The following is a 19,638-nucleotide window of genomic DNA, read 5'->3' on the forward strand; positions in this document are numbered from 1 at the left end:
TCTTCGCCCCCAGTAAATTAGGGGGAAATCATGCTGTTGCACGTTCTTTATTTAATTGGCATCACTGCCGAGGCCATGACGGGCGCACTCGCTGCGGGTCGTCGTCGCATGGATACATTCGGCGTAATTATTATTGCTACCGCCACCGCCATTGGTGGAGGCTCGGTTCGCGACATTCTGCTCGGTCACTATCCGCTGGGTTGGGTGAAGCATCCCGAATATGTCATTATTGTGGCGACTGCCGCTGTATTGACCACCATTGTTGCCCCCGTCATGCCCTATTTACGCAAGCTTTTCCTGGTACTTGACGCGCTGGGGTTGGTGGTTTTCTCTATTATTGGCGCTCAGATAGCCCTTGATATGGGCGAAGGGCCAATTATCGCCGTGGTGGCCGCCGTCACTACTGGCGTCTTTGGCGGCGTGCTCCGCGATATGTTCTGCAAACGCATTCCACTGGTGTTTCAAAAAGAGCTATATGCCGGCATTTCGTTCGCCTCGGCGGTGCTCTATATTGCGCTGCAACATTACGTCATGAATCCGGATGTCGTCGTTATCTCTACGCTACTGTTTGGCTTTACAGCAAGGTTATTAGCGCTACGTCTTAAACTTGGCCTGCCGGTATTTTATTACCGCCATGAAGGGCACTAAGACCCAAATCCGGGAATATGCTGAGCAGCCAGCCATCTGCTCAGCGCTTTGATCTGCAGATTATTCCGCCAGTCGATGACTCTCCCGGCACGACGCTCGCCCGTCGCTGGTAACTGCCGCCAGTGTTGCTCTGTTCGCATTAATAACTGCTCCCATGAACGATCGCCGCTGGCCTGTAATGCAGCCTGCGTTAAGGGGATATCCATCGCCATGATCCAGCGGGTAAACGGCTGCCGGCGCGCCAGGTTAAATTGCCGCCATATCTGCTCGCTTTTTCCTTTAGCAAAGCCTGGCGTGTTGGCTATTTGCGCTGACGTCAGGGTAAGCCAGGAGAAGATATGCTCAAAGCGATGCGTCTGATGCAAGGCCCGCCAGCTGGCTTCACCCATTCCGTCCAGACCCAACGCCGACCGTGACCCCAGCCATATCAGCCTGGAGATAAACTGTTCCTGACACGTTGCCGACGCGTAAAAGCAGGTCAGCGAGTTGAAATGGCTATCAGGCGGTACAGGCTTACTCCGCTCACGACTCCGCCAGACGACCTCATCAAGCCGGGGAATGCCTTGCCCGGCCAGACTCACCAGGATCTGATCGCCCGGCGCGATATCCCACGCTTCCCAACGTTTCACAGAACCGATATTGACCCGCTGAACCCGCTTATCATCCAATATAACGGGGACAAGCGACGCTACTACGGTAATTTTGCCGCTTTTCCCCACCGAGAACTGAATAGCGCTCACTTGCGCGACCTGCGCTACTGGCGGATATTTCCATGCTGCCAGCCAGTCGCCCTGCCCGGGTCGCCAGTGTTGTGACGCAGGTTCTTTAGCCATGCGTATCACTACGCCATCCGTTACAAAGGGTAATGCTGACGTCAGCCATGACTGGCGCGCCCGCTCGACCTCGCTGGCATCTTTTACCGCCAGGGTATATTTATTCGTCAGACTGAATCCAGCCTTAGCAAGTTGGCTTAATCTTTCGGGCATATTTGCCGGACCGTCCGGCCACGCCCAAATAAAAATACCCAACGAATTTAGCGCGGAGGCGTTATCCTGGCGCATTAACATTCCTGCGACTTTCGAGCGCGCATTCATCCCGCCCATCCGTTGCTGGATATGTCCCTCGCGCTGTAGAAAGATTTCGCCCTGCAACACCGCGTTAGCAAGCGCGCCTTGTGTTGTCTGCGGTATAGAGGGGATCAGGCGAATTTTTGGCGTCCAGTCCTCGCCTTGTAGTCCGTTACCCCGGCTGATAGCCCTGGTCAGTTTACCGTTTTGATAAACCAGCGTTACCGCTACGCCATCCACTTTTGGCTGTACCCAAAGCTCGCTGCGCCCGCGCATCCACTGTTCGCCTGTCGGTCCGCGAGTTTACGTACGCCCGTGTGCGCAACAGGGTGCATTGTTGTACCGTTTAACGGCGGTGAAACCGGAGTAGATGAAACATCCTGACCAACACAGCGTTGCCACTGAACCAGCCTTGCGCTGAGTTGGTCGTACACACTATCGTCAACCGCGCTAACCCCTTGTTTCCAGTAGATGTCATTCCAGTCAGCGAGCTGTTGCTGTAAACGGGCGATTTCTTCAGCGGCCCTTGCTGGCGGCCAGGCCGGGCAAAGCGCCCCACTCTGCGAATGCCACAATAAAATTCCCCACGCCATACTTTTCCATAATCTCATCACGACCTCCTGCGCACATTGCCCGGCAGGTATAGCGCTTTAGTGAATAAAAACCGACAGGTAAAAATGCATCATCCGAGCCGCTTTCCAGATTTTTTGGTGGGTTGCTGCAACGACGCGATAAAAGCGGAAAAAGGGACGCAAAATGCAATAATCTGGCGCAAAAAGTGTGACAAAGACTACGTCGCATAACGGCGATGTGTATAATAAGCCCGTATCAAGGCTCTATTTCGATAATCACAGACGTAAGATACTCATGGCTCAAGGTACGCTTTATATTGTTTCTGCCCCCAGTGGCGCGGGTAAATCCAGCCTGATTCAGGCTTTATTAAAAACCCAACCGTTGTATGACACTCAGGTTTCCGTTTCACATACCACGCGCGCGCCGCGTCCGGGTGAAGTGCACGGTGAGCACTATTTCTTTGTAAATCATGATGAGTTTAAAACCATGATTGGCAGGGAGGCGTTTCTGGAGCACGCGGAAGTGTTTGGCAATTACTACGGCACTTCGCGCGAAACCATTGAGCAAGTGCTGGCAACCGGCGTTGATGTTTTTCTGGATATCGACTGGCAGGGCGCCCAGCAAATTCGCGAAAAGATGCCGCAAGCACGCAGCATTTTTATTTTGCCGCCATCAAAGATCGAATTGGATCGCCGTTTACGCGGCCGCGGGCAAGATAGCGAAGAAGTCATTGCCAAACGAATGGCGCAAGCGGTTGCAGAAATGAGCCATTACGCCGAATATGATTATCTTATTGTGAATGACGACTTTGATACCGCGTTAAGCGACTTGAAAACCATCATTCGCGCTGAACGTCTGCGTATGAGCCGCCAAAAGCAGCGTCATGACGCTTTAATCAGCAAATTGTTGGCAGACTGAACCCACTTTCAGTATCATGCCCAGTCATTTCTTCACCTGTGGAGCATTTTAAGTATGGCACGCGTAACTGTTCAGGACGCTGTAGAGAAAATTGGTAACCGTTTTGACCTGGTACTGGTCGCCGCGCGTCGCGCTCGTCAGATGCAGGTAGGCGGAAAGGATCCGCTGGTACCGGAAGAAAACGATAAAACTACCGTTATCGCGCTGCGCGAAATCGAAGAAGGTCTGATTAACAACCAGATCCTCGACGTCCGCGAGCGCCAGGAACAGCAAGAGCAGGAAGCCGCTGAATTACAAGCCGTTACCGCTATTGCTGAAGGTCGTCGTTAATCACAAAGCGGGTCGCCCTTGTATCTGTTTGAAAGCCTGAATCAACTGATTCAAACCTACCTGCCGGAAGACCAGATTAAGCGTCTTCGGCAGGCGTATCTCGTTGCACGTGACGCTCACGAGGGCCAGACACGTTCAAGCGGTGAACCCTATATCACGCACCCGGTAGCGGTGGCCTGTATTCTGGCCGAGATGAAACTCGACTACGAAACGCTGATGGCCGCTCTGCTGCATGACGTGATTGAAGATACCCCCGCCACCTATCAGGACATGGAACAGCTTTTCGGTAAAAGCGTTGCCGAGCTGGTAGAGGGGGTGTCGAAACTTGATAAGCTCAAGTTCCGCGATAAGAAAGAGGCGCAGGCCGAAAACTTTCGCAAAATGATTATGGCGATGGTGCAGGATATCCGCGTCATTCTCATTAAGCTTGCTGACCGTACCCATAACATGCGCACGCTGGGCTCGTTACGCCCGGATAAACGTCGTCGTATTGCCCGTGAAACGCTGGAAATCTACAGTCCTCTGGCGCACCGTTTAGGTATTCATCACATCAAAACCGAGCTGGAAGAGCTGGGCTTTGAAGCGCTGTATCCCAATCGTTACCGCGTCATCAAAGAAGTGGTAAAAGCGGCGCGCGGCAACCGTAAAGAGATGATCCAAAAAATCCTCTCTGAAATCGAAGGACGTTTGCAAGAGGCGGGAATTCCGTGTCGCGTTAGCGGTCGCGAAAAACATCTTTACTCGATCTACTGCAAAATGGTGCTCAAAGAGCAGCGTTTTCACTCGATCATGGACATTTACGCGTTTCGCGTGATCGTTCATGACTCCGATACCTGCTATCGCGTACTCGGCCAGATGCACAGTCTCTATAAGCCGCGTCCGGGACGCGTGAAAGACTATATAGCCATTCCCAAAGCGAACGGCTATCAGTCTTTGCACACCTCGATGATCGGCCCGCACGGCGTTCCTGTTGAAGTCCAGATCCGTACCGAAGATATGGATCAGATGGCGGAAATGGGGGTCGCGGCGCACTGGGCGTATAAAGAACACGGTGAGACCAGCACCACGGCGCAGATCCGCGCCCAGCGCTGGATGCAGAGCCTGCTGGAGCTACAACAGAGCGCCGGTAGTTCGTTTGAATTTATCGAAAGCGTAAAATCCGATCTCTTCCCGGATGAGATTTACGTTTTCACCCCGGAAGGGCGCATTGTCGAACTGCCCGCTGGCGCTACGCCGGTGGATTTTGCCTATGCAGTGCATACCGACATCGGCCACGCCTGCGTCGGCGCGCGTGTCGACCGCCAGCCTTATCCGCTGTCGCAGCCGCTTAGCAGCGGTCAGACCGTCGAAATTATTACCGCGCCGGGCGCGCGTCCCAACGCCGCCTGGCTGAACTTTGTCGTCAGCTCTAAAGCGCGCGCTAAAATTCGTCAGTTGCTGAAAAACCTCAAACGTGATGACTCCGTAAGCCTGGGCCGTCGTCTGCTTAACCATGCTTTAGGCGGCAGTCGTAAGCTGGCGGAAATTCCGCAGGAAAATATTCAGCGCGAATTGGATCGTATGAAGCTGGCAACGCTTGACGATCTGCTGGCGGAAATCGGTCTCGGCAACGCGATGAGCGTAGTGGTCGCGAAAAATCTGCAGCAAGGCGAAGCCGTGGTGCCGACCGTTGCGCAATCGAATCACGGCCACCTGCCGATTAAAGGCGCGGATGGCGTGCTTATCACCTTTGCGAAGTGTTGTCGTCCGATCCCAGGCGACCCGATCATCGCTCACGTAAGCCCAGGTAAAGGACTGGTGATCCACCACGAATCCTGCCGTAATATCCGTGGATACCAGAAAGAGCCAGAGAAATTTATGGCGGTCGAATGGGACAAAGAGACGGAGCAGGAATTCATTACCGAAATCAAGGTGGAAATGTTTAACCATCAGGGCGCGCTGGCTAACCTGACGGCGGCGATTAATACCACCACCTCCAATATTCAAAGCCTGAATACTGAAGAGAAAGATGGTCGCGTCTATAGTACCTTTATTCGCCTTACCGCACGCGATCGCGTACATCTGGCGAATATCATGCGCAAAATCCGCGTGATGCCAGACGTTATTAAAGTCACCCGTAACCGAAACTAGCGCTATGAATCCAAAACGTTATGCGCGTATATGCGAAATGCTCGCCAGGCGTCAGCCTGATCTCACGGTCTGCATGGAGCAAGTCCACAAACCTCATAACGTTTCTGCAATCATTCGTACCGCAGATGCCGTTGGCGTCCATGAAGTCCATGCTATCTGGCCAGGTAGCCGGATGCGCACCATGGCTTCCGCGGCGGCGGGCAGCAACAGTTGGGTACAGGTGAAAACTCACCGTACCATTGGCGATGCGGTAGCCCATTTGAAAGGACGGGGAATGCAGATTCTGGCAACCCATCTTTCTGATAAAGCCGTAGACTTTCGCGAGATTGATTACACGCGCCCGACCTGTATTCTGATGGGTCAGGAGAAAACCGGTATTACTCAGGAAGCATTAGCCCTGGCGGATCGGGACATCATCATTCCGATGATCGGCATGGTACAGTCGCTGAACGTTTCCGTCGCCTCCGCGCTCATTCTTTATGAAGCCCAGCGCCAGCGTCAGAACGCGGGCATGTATCTGCGTGAAAATAGCATGTTGCCGGAAGATGAACAGCAGCGCCTGCTGTTTGAGGGTGGTTATCCGGTGCTGGCGAAAGTCGCTAAACGTAAAGGTCTGCCTTATCCTCGCGTCAATCAGCAGGGCGAAATAGACGCCGATGCTGACTGGTGGGCGACGATGCAGGCGGCAGGGTAATCACCATGTCAGGCCGCTTGTTAGACGCTGTTCCGCTCAATTCCCTGACAGGCGTCGGCGCAGCGCAAAGCAGTAAACTGGCGAAAATTGGCCTGCACACCGTGCAGGACCTCCTGCTCCACCTCCCTCTGCGTTACGAAGACCGCACCCATCTCTACCCCATTGGCGAACTGCTGCCTGGCATCTACGCCACCGTTGAAGGCGAAGTGCTGAACTGCAATATCACTTTCGGCGGTCGTCGGATGATGACCTGCCAGATTAGCGACGGTTCCGGCATTCTTACCATGCGCTTTTTCAATTTTAACGCAGCGATGAAAAACAGCCTGGCGACGGGACGACGTGTGCTGGCCTACGGGGAAGCGAAGCGCGGCAAGTATGGCGCAGAGATGATCCATCCGGAATATCGCCTGCAGGGCGATCTCAGCACGCCGGAACTTCAGGAAACGCTCACCCCCGTCTATCCGACCACCGAGGGCGTGAAGCAAGCGACACTGCGCAAGCTTACCGATCAGGCGCTGGAGTTGCTCGACACCTGCGCCATTGCCGAACTACTGCCGCCGGAACTGGCGCAGGGTATGATGAGCCTGCCGGAGGCGCTACGTACCTTGCATCGCCCGCCGCCGACGCTCCAACTCGCCGATTTAGAAACCGGCAAACACCCGGCGCAGCGGCGGCTTATTCTTGAAGAGCTACTGGCGCATAACCTCAGTATGCTGGCGCTTCGCGCAGGCGCGCAGCGCTACCACGCTCAGCCGCTAAGTACCAACAACATATTGAAAGACAAGCTGCTGGCGTCGTTGCCGTTTAAACCCACCAGCGCGCAGGCGCGGGTGGTGGCAGAGATAGAACGTGATATGGCGCTGGATGTGCCGATGATGCGTCTGGTTCAGGGCGACGTCGGCTCAGGGAAAACGCTGGTTGCGGCGCTTGCCGCCTTGCGCGCTATTGCCCACGGTAAGCAGGTGGCGCTGATGGCGCCGACCGAATTGCTGGCTGAACAGCACGCAAATAATTTCCGCAACTGGTTCGAACCGTTGGGCGTTGAAGTGGGTTGGCTGGCAGGTAAGCAAAAAGGTAAAGCGCGTCAGGCGCAGCAAGAGGCTATTGCCAGCGGTCAGGTGCAGATGATTGTCGGCACCCACGCTATCTTTCAGGAACAGGTGCAGTTCAACGGCCTGGCGCTGGTCATTATCGATGAGCAGCACCGCTTTGGCGTCCACCAGCGGCTGGCATTGTGGGAAAAAGGCCAACAACAGGGCTTTCATCCGCATCAGTTGATTATGACCGCAACGCCCATTCCGCGCACCCTGGCGATGACTGCCTACGCCGATCTCGATACCTCGGTGATTGACGAGCTACCGCCGGGCCGTACCCCTGTCACTACCGTTGCGATTCCGGATACCCGTCGCCATGAAATCATTGATCGTGTGCGCAACGCCTGCACAACCGAAGGCCGTCAGGCCTACTGGGTCTGTACGCTGATTGAAGAATCTGACCTGCTGGAAGCGCAGGCGGCGGAAGCCACCTGGGAGGAGCTCAAGCTGGCGTTACCGGAGTTGAATATCGGCCTGGTACACGGCCGCATGAAGCCCGCCGAAAAACAGGCGGTGATGCAGGCCTTTAAGCAGGGCGAACTGCAACTGCTGGTCGCCACTACGGTGATTGAGGTGGGGGTCGATGTTCCTAACGCCAGCCTGATGATTATTGAAAACCCGGAGCGACTGGGCCTGGCGCAGTTACACCAGCTCAGAGGACGCGTTGGCCGTGGCGCGGTCGCGTCGCACTGCGTGCTGCTCTATAAATCGCCGTTGTCGAAAACGGCGCAGAAGCGTTTACAGGTATTGCGCGACAGCAACGACGGCTTTGTGATTGCACAAAAAGATTTAGAGATTCGCGGCCCGGGGGAATTACTGGGCACGCGTCAGACGGGTAACGCCGAATTTAAAGTAGCTGATTTGCTGCGCGATCAAGCCATGATCCCCGAAGTTCAGCGTATTGCCCGTCATATTCACGAACGTTATCCGCAGCAGGCACAAGCGCTGATTGAGCGCTGGATGCCGGAAACCGAACGTTATTCCAACGCCTAGTGAGCACGGCGGCTTTAATGCCGCCGTACAAACCCTTATTGCGCGAAAATCGGTAACATCAGGTACAGCTTGATCACCAACGCATTGACGATATCGATAAAGAACGCGCCGACCATCGGCACCACCAGGAACGCCATATGCGAGGGGCCAAAACGGTCGGTAATCGCCTGCATATTAGCAATGGCGGTCGGCGTTGCGCCAAGGCCAAAACCGCAGTGACCCGCCGCCAGCACCGCCGCATCGTAGTTTTTCCCCATCATGCGCCAGGTGACGAAGATCGCGTACAGCGCCATGAAGATGGTCTGTACCACCAGAATCGCCAGCATCGGCAGCGCCAGCGACGCCAGTTCCCACAGCTTCAGGCTCATCAGCGCCATTGCCAGGAACAGTGACAAACTCACGTTCCCCAGCACCGAAACAGCACGCTCAAATACGCGATAAAAACCCACCAGCGCCAGGCCATTGCTGAGGATCACCCCAACAAATAGCACACAAACGAAGACCGGCAGTTCAAGCACCGTTCCCGCCAGTAGCTGCGCTACGATTTTGCCCACGGTCAGACAGATAGCAATCAGGGCGATAGTTTCGATTAGCACCAGAGAGGTGATCATACGGCCCACATCCGGCTTTTCAAAGGCTGTCGGCACGGCCTGATCGTCAGGCATTCCATCCGGCGTGGTGGAGTGTTTCACCAGATAACGCGCTACCGGGCCGCCAATCAACCCGCCCAGCACCAGGCCAAAGGTTGCACATGCCATCGCAACTTCGGTGGCATTGGCAAAACCATAACGTTCGACAAACAGTTTACTCCACGCCGCGCCGGTACCGTGTCCGCCGGACAGCGTAATTGACCCGGCAATCAGCCCCATTAACGGGTCCAGCCCCAGCAGACTCGCCATGCCGATACCGATGGCATTCTGCATCAGCAGTAATCCGACCACGACGACCAGGAAGACGCCAACAACGCGTCCTCCCTTGCGCAGGCTGGCAAGGTTAGCGTTAAGGCCGATCGTCGCGAAAAACGCCAGCATCAACGGATCACGCAGGGTCATATCAAAGTTGACCTCCCAACCAACGCTTTTCTTCAGCACCAGCAGCGCAACCGCGACCAGTAACCCCCCTGCTACCGGTTCCGGAATCGTATATTTCTTCAGTAAGGAGACAGACTGGACCAGCTTGCGACCCAGTAGCAGCACCAGCGTGGCGGCGACAAGGGTCGATAAGGTATCGAGTTCAAACATTTAAAGCTCCTGTAATGCGCTGTGACATGTGCGCACAAATCATTTCCTGAGTCAGTTTTTTAGCTCTTTGCGAGTCTTCGGCATGGATTTTAAGCAGAAAAAGGCAAAAAGTTATATAAAAAGGTGCATTTATCTTTTTTAAATATTAAGAATATTCGCTCGCAATCGTTTGCTTTTACCACCTGGTCAGATAAAATCACCGCTTTTCCACCACGAGAATGTCCCTGATGTCCGTTAACGCCATCGAGCCGGCAGATGCGCAACCGGTTGCGCAGACGCAAAACAGCGAATTAATTTACCGTCTTGAAGATCGCCCGCCGCTCCCTCAAACCCTTTTTGCCGCTTGTCAGCATCTGCTGGCCATGTTTGTCGCGGTAATCACGCCAGCGCTGTTAATCTGCCAGGCGTTGGGTTTACCGGCGCAGGATACGCAGCACATTATCAGCATGTCGCTGTTCGCCTCCGGCGTAGCCTCTATTATTCAAATCAAAGCGTGGGGGCCGGTAGGATCGGGGCTGTTATCCATCCAGGGAACCAGTTTTAACTTTGTCGCCCCGCTGATTATGGGCGGTACCGCGCTGAAAACCGGCGGCGCGGACGTCCCGACGATGATGGCGGCGCTGTTCGGCACGCTGATGCTGGCAAGCTGCACCGAGATGGTGCTTTCTCGCATTCTACATCTGGCGCGCCGGATTATCACGCCGTTAGTCTCCGGCGTCGTGGTGATGATTATTGGCCTGTCGCTGATTCAGGTGGGGCTAACTTCCATCGGCGGCGGCTATGCCGCCATGAGCGACAACACCTTTGGCGCACCGAAAAACCTGTTACTGGCCGGCGTCGTCCTGGCCATTATCATCCTGCTGAATCGGCAACGTAATCCCTACCTGCGCGTGGCTTCTTTGGTTATTGCCATGGCGGCAGGCTATCTTTTGGCCTGGTTTATGGGCATGTTGCCTGAGAATAACGCGCCGGTCTCGCAGGACATCCTGATGGTGCCGACCCCGCTGTATTATGGTCTGGGCATTGACTGGAACCTGTTACTGCCGTTGATGCTGGTCTTTATGATTACGTCGCTGGAGACCATCGGAGACATCACCGCCACCTCTGATGTCTCCGAGCAGCCGGTATCCGGCCCCTTGTACATGAAACGGCTAAAGGGCGGCGTACTGGCTAACGGCCTGAACTCATTTGTTTCAGCGGTATTTAATACGTTCCCGAATTCCTGTTTCGGTCAGAACAACGGCGTAATTCAGTTGACCGGCGTCGCCAGTCGCTATGTGGGATTTGTTGTCGCGCTGATGCTGATTGTACTCGGCCTGTTCCCGGCGGTAAGCGGTTTTGTGCAGCATATCCCGGAACCGGTGCTCGGCGGCGCCACGTTGGTGATGTTCGGCACCATTGCCGCCTCCGGGGTGCGTATTGTCTCGCGTGAGCCGCTGAACCGCCGCGCGATTCTGATTATCGCCCTGTCGCTGGCCGTGGGTCTTGGCGTCTCGCAACAGCCGCAGATCCTGCAGTTCGCGCCGGAATGGGTGAAAAATCTGCTCTCATCCGGAATTGCCGCTGGCGGCATCACGGCTATCGTGCTGAACCTGATTCTCCCGCCGGAAAAACCGTAAAAACCCTGCGGCGGCGACACGATTCGCCGCTGCTGTAACGCTCTTTCACCATTCCTGTCTTGAGGATTGCACGCAAATCGTGCATAAATCCCCTATGTGCATTTCACGGGATGGAAGACCATGAAATTGATTGGGAGGTTGCTTCTCTATGTGCTGATCGCCTGTTTAGTGGTGATTTTCGGCTTTTATTTTCTGCTGCAAACGCGCTGGGGCGCAGATCACATCAGCAACTGGGTATCAGAGAACAGCGGTTATCACCTCACATTCGACGTGATGGATCATCGTTTTTCCGCCCCATCCCATCTTTTACTGGAGAATGTGACCTTTGGTCGTGATGGTCAGCCTGCTACCCTGGTCGCGAAAACCGTAGATATCGGTCTGAGCATTCGCCAGTTAACCGCGCCGCTGCATGTCGACACGATCCTGTTACAGGACGGCACGCTGAATATTTCAGTGCAAACCGCCCCTTTCCCGTTTGAGGCCGACCGCCTGCAACTTCGCAATATGGCGCTCAATAGTCCCGGCAGCGAATGGCGGTTGAGCGCCCAGCGCGTTAACGGCGGCGTTATGCCCTGGCGCCCCGAAGCCGGTCGGGTATTAGGCAATAAAGCCCAGATCCAACTGAGCGCCGGTTCGCTGACGTTAAACGACGTTCCCGCCACTAATGTGCTTATTGAAGGCAGTATCGACCATAATCAGGTGATGTTAAACACCGTCGGCGCCGATATGGCGCGCGGAGCGTTAACCGGCGTCGCCCGACGTAACGCTGATGGTAGTTGGGTCGTTGAAAATCTGCGGCTGAATGATATTCGGTTACAAAGCGATAAATCCCTGAGCGAGTTTTTCGCGCCGCTGACTACGGTTCCATCTTTGCAGATTGGTCGTCTTGAAGTGACGGACTCCAGCCTGCAAGGACCAGGCTGGGCAGTCACCGATCTTGACCTGAGTTTGCGCAATCTGACTCTGCGCAAAGAAGACTGGCAAAGTCAGGAAGGTAAATTATCGATGAACGCCAGCGAGTTTATTTACGGCTCACTGCACTTGCTCGATCCAATCCTGAACGCCGAATTTTCACCACAGGGCGTTGCGCTACGCCAGTTCACCACCCGCTGGGAAGGCGGTATGGTCAGAACCTCCGGCGCCTGGTTACGCGAGAGCAAAGCGCTGATTCTGGACGATACCGCTATCGCCGGGCTGGAGTATACGCTGCCGGAAAACTGGAAGCAGTTATGGATGAAGCCGTTGCCCGACTGGTTGAACAGCCTGACGCTGAAAAAATTCAGCGCCAGCCGCAATCTGGTGATCGATATCGACCCGGCCTTCCCGTGGCAAATCACCGCTCTGGACGGCTACGGCGCAAACCTGGAGCTGGTACAACATCATCAATGGGGCGTCTGGAGCGGCAATGCGACCCTCAACGCCGCAGCGGCAACCTTTAACCGTGTGGACGTGCGCCGCCCGTCGCTGTCGTTGACGGCTAATGCCAGCACGGTCAACATCAGCGATCTGAGCGCGTTTACTGGAAAAGGGATACTGGAAGCCACTGCCAGCGTATCGCAACTGCCGCAGCGTCAGACGCAAATCAGCCTGAACGGACGCGGCGTACCAATGGATGTGCTACAGCAGTGGGGCTGGCCGGCATTACCGATTGCTGGCGATGGCAATATTCAGCTCACGGCCAGCGGCAATATTCAGGCCGATGCGCCGTTGAAACCGACGGTAAACGGGCAATTACACGCGGTCAACGCACAAAAGCAGCAGATAACGCAAACGATGCAAGCGGGCGTGGTGTCCGGCGGTGAAGTTACGTCAACGGAGCCAGCGCTGTAATTGAGGGCTTGCTCGGTGGCGATGGCGCTTACCGGGCTTACGGTTCTTGCTCATTTGTAGGCCGGATAAGCGCAGCTCACGGCGCCATCCGGCGATTCAGATTTAAAGCGTAATTACCACTTCATTTCCCTGCGGGGTGACCACTACGCCCAGTTCACTTCCCGCATATGAACCGCATTTGGTACCGCTAATCTGCGTAATATTACGCAGACACAGCGTCCAGTTGCGCGCCTCGCCTTCGCCGCTCACCGTAATGGTATTGCCTGTGCGTTTCGCCTGCAGCGTAAAGATTGTCGAACCATCCGTAGCAGGGACTTCGCAGACCGCTTCGCAGCCGTCATCCAGATGGAATAACTGGAAGGCCGTACCCTCATGCCAGGCGTAATCGGGCTTCTGGCTATTGTTGCCCAGCGCCAGTAGTGTATTGTCACGCACATACACTGGCAGGCTCAGGAAGTCATGCTGCTGTTTATGCCAGCGACTGCCCTGCACTTCATCGTTGCGCCACAGGTGCGTCCAGCGGCCTTCTGGCAGGTAGAACTCCACGTCGCCCGCTTCACTAAATACCGGCGCTACCATGACCGCATCTCCCAGCATGTACTGGCGATCAAGATAATCACACGCCGGATCGTCCGGGAACTCCAGCATCATCGCCCGCATCATTGGCGTACCGGCTTCGTTGGCACACGCCGCTTCCCGATACAGATACGGCATCATCCGGCACTTCTGTTCGGTGAAGAAGCGCACCACGTCACAGGACTCGTCGTCATAGGCCCACGGAACCCGGTAGGATTTGCTACCGTGCAGGCGGCTGTGGCTGGAGAGCAAGCCGAATGCGCACCAACGCTTGTAGACATGCGCCGGCGCGGTATTCTCGAATCCGCCAATATCATGACTCCAGAAGCCAAACCCTGACAGGCCGATGGACAGCCCGCCGCGCAGGCTTTCCGCCATCGATTCGTAGTTGGCGTAGCAGTCGCCGCCCCAGTGCACCGGGAACTGTTGCGCGCCCACCGAGGCGGAACGGGCGAACAGCACCGCCTCTTCAACGCCCACGGTCTCTTTCAGCACGTTCCACACCAGTTCGTTGTAGATGTAGGCATAATGGTTGTGCATTTTCTGTGGATCTGAACCATCAAACCACTGCACATCCGTTGGAATGCGTTCGCCGAAGTCAGTTTTGAAGCAGTCCACTCCCATCTCCACCAGGCCCTTCAGCTTGTCGGCATACCATTCGCAGGCTTGCGGGTTGGTGAAGTCGTAAATCGCCAGTCCCGGCTGCCATTTATCCCACTGCCACAAGGAGCCGTCCGGGCGTTTTAGCAAATATCCTTTCTCTTTCAGCTCCTGGAAGACCGGGGATTTCTGGCCGATGTAGGGGTTAATCCACACGCAGACTTTCAGCCCTTTCGCTTTCAGGCGGCGAATCATCCCTTTCGGATCGGGGAAAGTCACCGGGTCCCATTCAAAATCGCACCACTGAAAAGCTTTCATCCAGAAACAGTCGAAGTGGAAGACGTGCAGCGGCAGATTGCGCTCGGCCATACCGTCGATAAAGCTGTTAACGGTCGCTTCGTCGTAGTTGGTGGTGAATGAGGTGGTCAGCCACAGGCCGAAAGACCAGGCGGGCGGCAGCGCCGGACGACCCGTAAATTGGGTATAGCGGTTCAGCACGTCTTTCGGGGTCGGGCCGTCGATGACGAAGTATTCCAGATACTCGCTCTCGACGCTGAACTGAACTTTGGAGACTTTCTCGGAGCCAATTTCAAACGACACGCACTGCGGATGATTCACCAGCACACCGTAGCCACGGTTGGTGATATAGAACGGGATATTCTTGTACGATTGCTCGGTGCTGGTGCCGCCGTCGCGGTTCCAGGTCTCCACCGTCTGACCGTTACGCACCAGCGCGGTAAAGCGCTCGCCCAGCCCGTAGACGGTTTCGCCCACGCCGAGATCCAGACGCTCGAACATGTAGTTGCGCCCGCTATTGGTGTCCTGCACATAGCCGTTATTTTTCAACTGACTACCGGTGATACGTACACCGTTGCGCAGAAAATCCAGAGACCAGAGCTCGCCTTTGGTGACGCGCACGCTCAGGCTGCCGCTCTTGAGTTCGGCAAATTCAGCGTTGTTCTGCATCTTCACGTTGATATCTTGCAAGACATTGAGCGGATAATGTGGGCCGTTATCCAAAGCGCCCTGGAAGTGTTCCATCCGTACACCTATCACTCCTTCCTGCGGCGAGAAAAAGCGCAGGGTAAACAACGGGGTATCCAGTTGCCAGGTTCGTTCGCGGACATCGCGCGGCGCGGCATAGACCACCATCTCATTCCCGTGCTGTTCAACGTCGAACACCTGAACCGGGTGAATCAAATTAAGGCCAGGCTGGATCAGCCAGTTTCCGTCGCTAATTTTCATAGTCTGTTCCTTTAGTTTTGCAATTCTTTATGGGTAAATTCTTGTTCGTTGCGGTGTGCGCCCTGCGCCAGTTGTTCCAGAATGGTTTTCAGGAACGGGCTTTTCAGGGTGTAGTAGCGTTTAGCGATCGCGGCGCTCAGCAGATAACAGATGGCCGGGACGATAGTGAACAGAGCGATGATGATGCTGATCGTGGCGCTGTTTTGCGTTTTCGCCGCCGCGTCGTAACCGCCGCCTGCCAGCATCCAGCCAATCAGCGCCCCGCCGAGGGCAAGACCCAGTTTCAGCACGAACAACGTGCCGGCAAAACTGATCCCCGTCAGGCGTTTGCCGTTACACCATTCGCCGTAGTCGACGGTGTCAGACATCATCACCCACTGGATAGGCGTGACTAACTGGTGCAATACGCCAATCACGAAGATAAAGACGAACATAGCGATCGTGGCGTGCATCGGTACGAAGAACATCGCCACGCTGATTACTGCGAGTAAAGCGTTGGTCCACCAGAAAACGCTCACTTTGCATTTCCAGTCGGTCAACGGTTTTGCCAGCGCCGAGCCAATCAGGTTGCCGACGCAATAGGTGGTGAGGAAGGCGACAAACACGCCCGGTTTGCCCAATATCCAGGTGACGTAATACATCATCGCCCCGCCGCGCACGCATACCGCCAGAATATTCAGGATGGTGAGCAGGCCGACTATGCGCCACTGGTCGTTGTGCCAGATATCACGCAGGTCTTCACGCATGGAGGTATGGGTGGCAGGCGCTTCAACGCGCTCTTTGGTGGTAAAGAAACAGAACGCCAGCATCAGGAACGCCACCACCGAGAGCGCCGCGATACCCCCCTGGAAGCCCAGCGCCTTATTCTCGCCGCCAATCAGTTTCACCAGAGGCATCATCAGTACGGTAGAGAGCATTCCGCCCGCCGTTGCCAGCACAAAGCGCCAAGATTGCAGGGAGATACGCTGCGTTGGGTCATTGGTTATTACCCCCCCCAACGCGCAGTAAGGGATGTTGACCACAGTGTACAGAAGGGTGAGCAACGTGTAGGTGATGGCGGCATAAATCATTTTGCCGTTCAGACTGAGATCCGGCGTGCTATAAGCCAGCACACAAACGATACCAAACGGCAACGCGCCAAACAGCACCCAGGGTCGGAATTTGCCCCAGCGAGAGCGGGTGCGGTCGGCCAGCAGGCCCATACAAGGGTCGGAGATGGCATCAAGCGCACGCGCCAGTAAAAACATGGTGCCAACAAAACCAGCGGGAATGCCGAAAATATCGGTATAGAAGAACATCATATATAACATGACGTTATCAAAGATGATGTGGCTCGCGGCATCGCCCATACCATAGCCAATCTTCTCCTTAACGGAGAGAATTTCACTTTTCATTACGCATCCTTAACGCTCACAACGCTCACTGATACCGGTTACAGTTTTTGTAAACCTTCCCTGCGAGCGTGAATATTCCGTTATTTGGTTATCAAATTACGATTCTTGTTTTCTGTGATCAGGGTAGCGTCAAAAAGTGTGATGAAATGTAACTAATGGATTTTATGGGGGTTTATATGAAACCGATCATGGCAGAAGGAAAGGGAAGTTAAAAAAGCACGGGAGGGGATGTGGAAACGCCAGGAAGTAGCTATAATGCGCGCGCCTCCATGTAGCAATCGAGGCGCGGAAGATCGTCGTCTCCGGTGAGGCGGCTGGACTTCAAATCCAGTTGGGGCCGCCAGCGGTCCCGGGCAGGTTCGACTCCTGTGATCTTCCGCCAATTAGCCTCTTCTGACCTCAATAAAATGAATCGCCACGCGCCCGTGGACTTCGGTATCCGACCTGAGCCTTTATCTCCACACGTTGCATCAACCACCAGACTTTGTTTACACCGCATTGTTCCCGATATCCAGCAGATCGAGACAGATCTTGCGATAACCATAAACACAGCCCGATTCCAGCCAGAACTGCCTGTATGCCCCGTCAGATTCAGGTCAACATGATGCCGTCGTGAATGTGGCGGCTTTATCCAAGCGTAAAGACTATGGATAGTAATATCAAGACGTGTTGCGACGCTGGAAACAGAATGGCTGCGCTCAATAATCTGTTCTACCACTTTAATTTTAAACGCTTCGGGATAACATTTACCGCTCATGGGCTCCTCTCTTTAAGTCATCTTAAATGACTCAGCGGTGTCTGTTAAACCTGTGGCGATTCCCTCCTCCGTTTTATCCAGACGAAATTATCCTGATAATGCGCTGTAGCGGCTGAATGACTTAATATCACATCAACCTAAACACTGAATAGTTTCTCAATTACCTGATTTTTCATTGTTATCTATTAGATACTGCAAGCATTTTATCTTTATACCCTTTCTCTCCCATACGTCCTGTTTATTCATAACCCCTCCCATTATTATATTTCAGCAGTAAAATATCCGTATACATTCTTATACCATGTGCTCATATTACTCCACATAATCGTGCTATTCACATTTAGAGATCACGTCATCGATCTGCTAACGAAGGAATCTCTATGTGTAAATCCCGTCTCACTGAGCATCAGAACATCGCCGTAATTAAGTTGGCCGAAGCCGGATGAATGGTTAAAGATATCTGCCCTGAGGCGGATATTTGTGAAGTGACTGACTATATCTATGGACATTGGGTTTCACCACATCCTGTTTCTCACTAATGTGCTCCGGGAAAGAGTTTTCATCAGATGAGCGATTGAAAAGAGAAGCCAGAAGCTGAAGTTGCTTCGACCAATAAGTCTGTCACTTGCTCAGACTGTCACGATCAGAATTAAGTCAGATCAACTTATTGGCAAGGTATAACTCCCGGCATTAAGTTACAAAATTTTCTCATGGCATTAGCATTACACCTCCTTAAAGTTTACATGCGTCTCTATAAAAGAGTCTTAAATTTGTATATAAGAAGTTGATGAGAGCACAAATTTCACCATTAAGTCATTGAATAACAATGCAATAAAAGAAAAAATCTTAAATTAGGTTTTAATAATAAGAATTCATTACAGGTTGACAGGAATTACTTTTATATTTCATCACATCACCCCGATAGTGACGAAGGCAGCAGACAGATGGTATTGAGAACCGTTATTTATCACCCTCATGATTTAGCAAATAGTGCTGTTTTAAGATTTTTTATGATATTGGAGATACTGTATAAAAATCTCAATGAGTGAAATACGAATCCGAAATGATGTATTACGACTGTCGGATCTGTCATGATTCCTTAAAGCTGTATTTTAGGTCTTTCCAGGAGTTTATGACACTGACAATAATTCGCGACTTTTGACAGCCGTAGCACGGTATATTATCTGGATTGACACATTTATTTACCAATGAAATATTAATAGAAACATCGACGGGAGTCGTTCAGGATGATGAGAAAGCCTTCACAAATTGTCCATTGCATTAGTTGCGATTTATCCTGTCAATTATTCCCTGACAGCGCAGTACGGGTGCAATACTGTCATAATGCGGCATTTTCCATCTGGCCAGATGGTAATGCTTTCCTGAAAAAAGGGTTTATTGAAAAGTTATTGCTTGATAGACACAACCATTTATCCAGCGGTTTTATCTTTGTTGATTTTTCTTTCCCGAATCTTCGACGATTTACCGATTTACAATGGGCTGACAGTCTGGCAAACAGTGGTATGCATATTGTCCTGATTTCTGACAGAAGTTTAACTCCGCTGGCCAATTACTGGATTTTGAAAAGCAATAAAATACAAGGAATTATTTATTCCGATGACGATGATATTGTGCAACAGCAAAAGATGCACCGCTTGTTTACCGGTCGGCTTGCCAACAGTAAACGTGGACGAACGCTTAACTATACGGAATTTATATTACTGAAGCGCTTTGTATCAGGAATAAGTATTCAGCAGATTGTAAATATTGACAATATTGATATTAAGAAACTTTATGTGCATAAGCTGCGGCTTGAAAATAAGCTAGGGCATAGCATTCATAAAATAATATCAAATATTTTATAGATCCGTTTCCATTTTTATTATTTCCATATTATTGCGATGTGGAAGACGCTTTACGCCATAATGC

Annotated in this window: 12 protein-coding genes, 1 tRNA gene and 2 pseudogenes; 10 read left to right on the forward strand and 5 right to left on the reverse strand. The window is 53.2% G+C overall.

Features of this window, described 5'->3' with window-relative positions; genetic code table 11:
• Positions 1–30: 30 nt before the first annotated feature.
• Entirely contained in the window at positions 31–648 is a 618-nt protein-coding gene (locus J4613_RS15700) for a trimeric intracellular cation channel family protein (protein ID WP_000924334.1), read from the forward strand.
• On the opposite strand, the pseudogene ligB reads toward J4613_RS15700, so the two are convergent.
• Positions 645–2,326: pseudogene (gene ligB / locus J4613_RS15705) on the reverse strand (NAD-dependent DNA ligase LigB). The gene J4613_RS15700 and the pseudogene ligB sit on opposite strands and share 4 nt — an antisense overlap.
• Before the next feature lie 256 nt (positions 2,327–2,582).
• Here ligB and gmk point away from each other — a divergent pair.
• Genes gmk through recG form a run of 5 tightly spaced genes read left to right on the forward strand, consistent with a single transcriptional unit; the run spans position 2,583 to position 8,447 of the window.
• On the forward strand, positions 2,583–3,206 hold the full coding sequence (gmk, locus tag J4613_RS15710; protein ID WP_000046966.1) for a guanylate kinase: 624 nt from the start codon (positions 2,583–2,585) through the stop codon (positions 3,204–3,206).
• A 54-nt stretch (positions 3,207–3,260) separates the two neighbouring features.
• Positions 3,261–3,536 (forward strand): DNA-directed RNA polymerase subunit omega, encoded by a 276-nt coding sequence (gene rpoZ, locus J4613_RS15715; RefSeq protein ID WP_000135058.1) that lies wholly within the window; start codon positions 3,261–3,263, stop codon positions 3,534–3,536.
• Positions 3,537–3,554: 18 nt separating this feature from the next.
• A complete protein-coding gene (gene spoT / locus J4613_RS15720) occupies positions 3,555–5,666 on the forward strand; it encodes a bifunctional GTP diphosphokinase/guanosine-3',5'-bis pyrophosphate 3'-pyrophosphohydrolase (RefSeq protein ID WP_000280481.1) in 2,112 nt (703 codons plus the stop codon).
• A 4-nt stretch (positions 5,667–5,670) separates the two neighbouring features.
• Positions 5,671–6,360, forward strand: coding sequence for a tRNA (guanosine(18)-2'-O)-methyltransferase TrmH (gene trmH / locus J4613_RS15725; protein WP_001068433.1), 690 nt, complete (start codon positions 5,671–5,673; stop codon positions 6,358–6,360).
• 5 nt (positions 6,361–6,365) lie between these two features.
• Positions 6,366–8,447, forward strand: coding sequence for an ATP-dependent DNA helicase RecG (recG, locus tag J4613_RS15730; protein ID WP_000016751.1), 2,082 nt, complete (start codon positions 6,366–6,368; stop codon positions 8,445–8,447).
• A 35-nt stretch (positions 8,448–8,482) separates the two neighbouring features.
• Here recG and gltS read toward each other — a convergent pair whose 3' ends face one another.
• Positions 8,483–9,688 (reverse strand): sodium/glutamate symporter, encoded by a 1,206-nt coding sequence (gltS, locus tag J4613_RS15735; protein WP_000462250.1) that lies wholly within the window; start codon positions 9,686–9,688, stop codon positions 8,483–8,485.
• Between the two features lie 227 nt (positions 9,689–9,915).
• Here gltS and xanP point away from each other — a divergent pair, with 227 nt between their 5' ends.
• Together xanP and J4613_RS15745 are read left to right on the forward strand one after the other, a co-directional pair.
• A complete protein-coding gene (gene xanP, locus J4613_RS15740; RefSeq protein ID WP_000115428.1) occupies positions 9,916–11,307 on the forward strand; it encodes a xanthine/proton symporter XanP in 1,392 nt (463 codons plus the stop codon).
• A gap of 120 nt (positions 11,308–11,427) precedes the next feature.
• The gene (locus J4613_RS15745) at positions 11,428–13,137 is read left to right on the forward strand and encodes an AsmA family protein (RefSeq protein WP_000766652.1); all 1,710 of its coding nucleotides are present in this window, start codon (positions 11,428–11,430) and stop codon (positions 13,135–13,137) included.
• 102 nt (positions 13,138–13,239) lie between these two features.
• Here the strand turns inward: J4613_RS15745 and yicI are convergent, their stop codons facing one another.
• Together yicI and J4613_RS15755 are read right to left on the reverse strand one after the other, a co-directional pair.
• The gene (gene yicI / locus J4613_RS15750) at positions 13,240–15,558 is read right to left on the reverse strand and encodes an alpha-xylosidase (RefSeq protein WP_111742187.1); all 2,319 of its coding nucleotides are present in this window, start codon (positions 15,556–15,558) and stop codon (positions 13,240–13,242) included.
• A gap of 11 nt (positions 15,559–15,569) precedes the next feature.
• Positions 15,570–16,952 carry a glycoside-pentoside-hexuronide family transporter gene (locus tag J4613_RS15755; protein ID WP_000834259.1) on the reverse strand — a complete coding sequence of 461 codons (1,383 nt, stop codon included), beginning with the start codon at positions 16,950–16,952 and terminating at the stop codon, positions 15,570–15,572.
• 287 nt (positions 16,953–17,239) lie between these two features.
• Here J4613_RS15755 and J4613_RS15760 point away from each other — a divergent pair.
• Positions 17,240–17,334, forward strand: a tRNA-Sec gene (locus J4613_RS15760).
• A gap of 35 nt (positions 17,335–17,369) precedes the next feature.
• Here J4613_RS15760 and J4613_RS15765 read toward each other — a convergent pair.
• A pseudogene (locus J4613_RS15765) lies at positions 17,370–17,709 on the reverse strand (transposase); the annotation flags it as partial.
• Between the two features lie 1,247 nt (positions 17,710–18,956).
• Here J4613_RS15765 and J4613_RS15770 point away from each other — a divergent pair.
• Entirely contained in the window at positions 18,957–19,574 is a 618-nt protein-coding gene (locus tag J4613_RS15770; RefSeq protein WP_000984812.1) for a helix-turn-helix transcriptional regulator, read from the forward strand.
• Positions 19,575–19,638: the final 64 nt, after the last annotated feature.

Source organism: Salmonella sp. 32020114201800008SM, from assembly GCF_017572025.1.
Taxonomy (GTDB): Bacteria; Pseudomonadota; Gammaproteobacteria; order Enterobacterales; family Enterobacteriaceae; genus Salmonella; species Salmonella enterica.

Coding starts and splice junctions, on each gene's coding strand:
- J4613_RS15700 (WP_000924334.1), top strand. CDS start 31: ATGCTGTTGCACGTTCTTTATTTAATTGGCATCACTGCCGAGGCCATG.
- gmk (WP_000046966.1), top strand. CDS start 2,583: ATGGCTCAAGGTACGCTTTATATTGTTTCTGCCCCCAGTGGCGCGGGT.
- rpoZ (WP_000135058.1), top strand. CDS start 3,261: ATGGCACGCGTAACTGTTCAGGACGCTGTAGAGAAAATTGGTAACCGT.
- trmH (WP_001068433.1), top strand. CDS start 5,671: ATGAATCCAAAACGTTATGCGCGTATATGCGAAATGCTCGCCAGGCGT.
- recG (WP_000016751.1), top strand. CDS start 6,366: ATGTCAGGCCGCTTGTTAGACGCTGTTCCGCTCAATTCCCTGACAGGC.
- gltS (WP_000462250.1), bottom strand. CDS start 9,688: ATGTTTGAACTCGATACCTTATCGACCCTTGTCGCCGCCACGCTGGTG.
- xanP (WP_000115428.1), top strand. CDS start 9,916: ATGTCCGTTAACGCCATCGAGCCGGCAGATGCGCAACCGGTTGCGCAG.
- J4613_RS15745 (WP_000766652.1), top strand. CDS start 11,428: ATGAAATTGATTGGGAGGTTGCTTCTCTATGTGCTGATCGCCTGTTTA.
- yicI (WP_111742187.1), bottom strand. CDS start 15,558: ATGAAAATTAGCGACGGAAACTGGCTGATCCAGCCTGGCCTTAATTTG.
- J4613_RS15755 (WP_000834259.1), bottom strand. CDS start 16,952: ATGAAAAGTGAAATTCTCTCCGTTAAGGAGAAGATTGGCTATGGTATG.
- J4613_RS15770 (WP_000984812.1), top strand. CDS start 18,957: ATGATGAGAAAGCCTTCACAAATTGTCCATTGCATTAGTTGCGATTTA.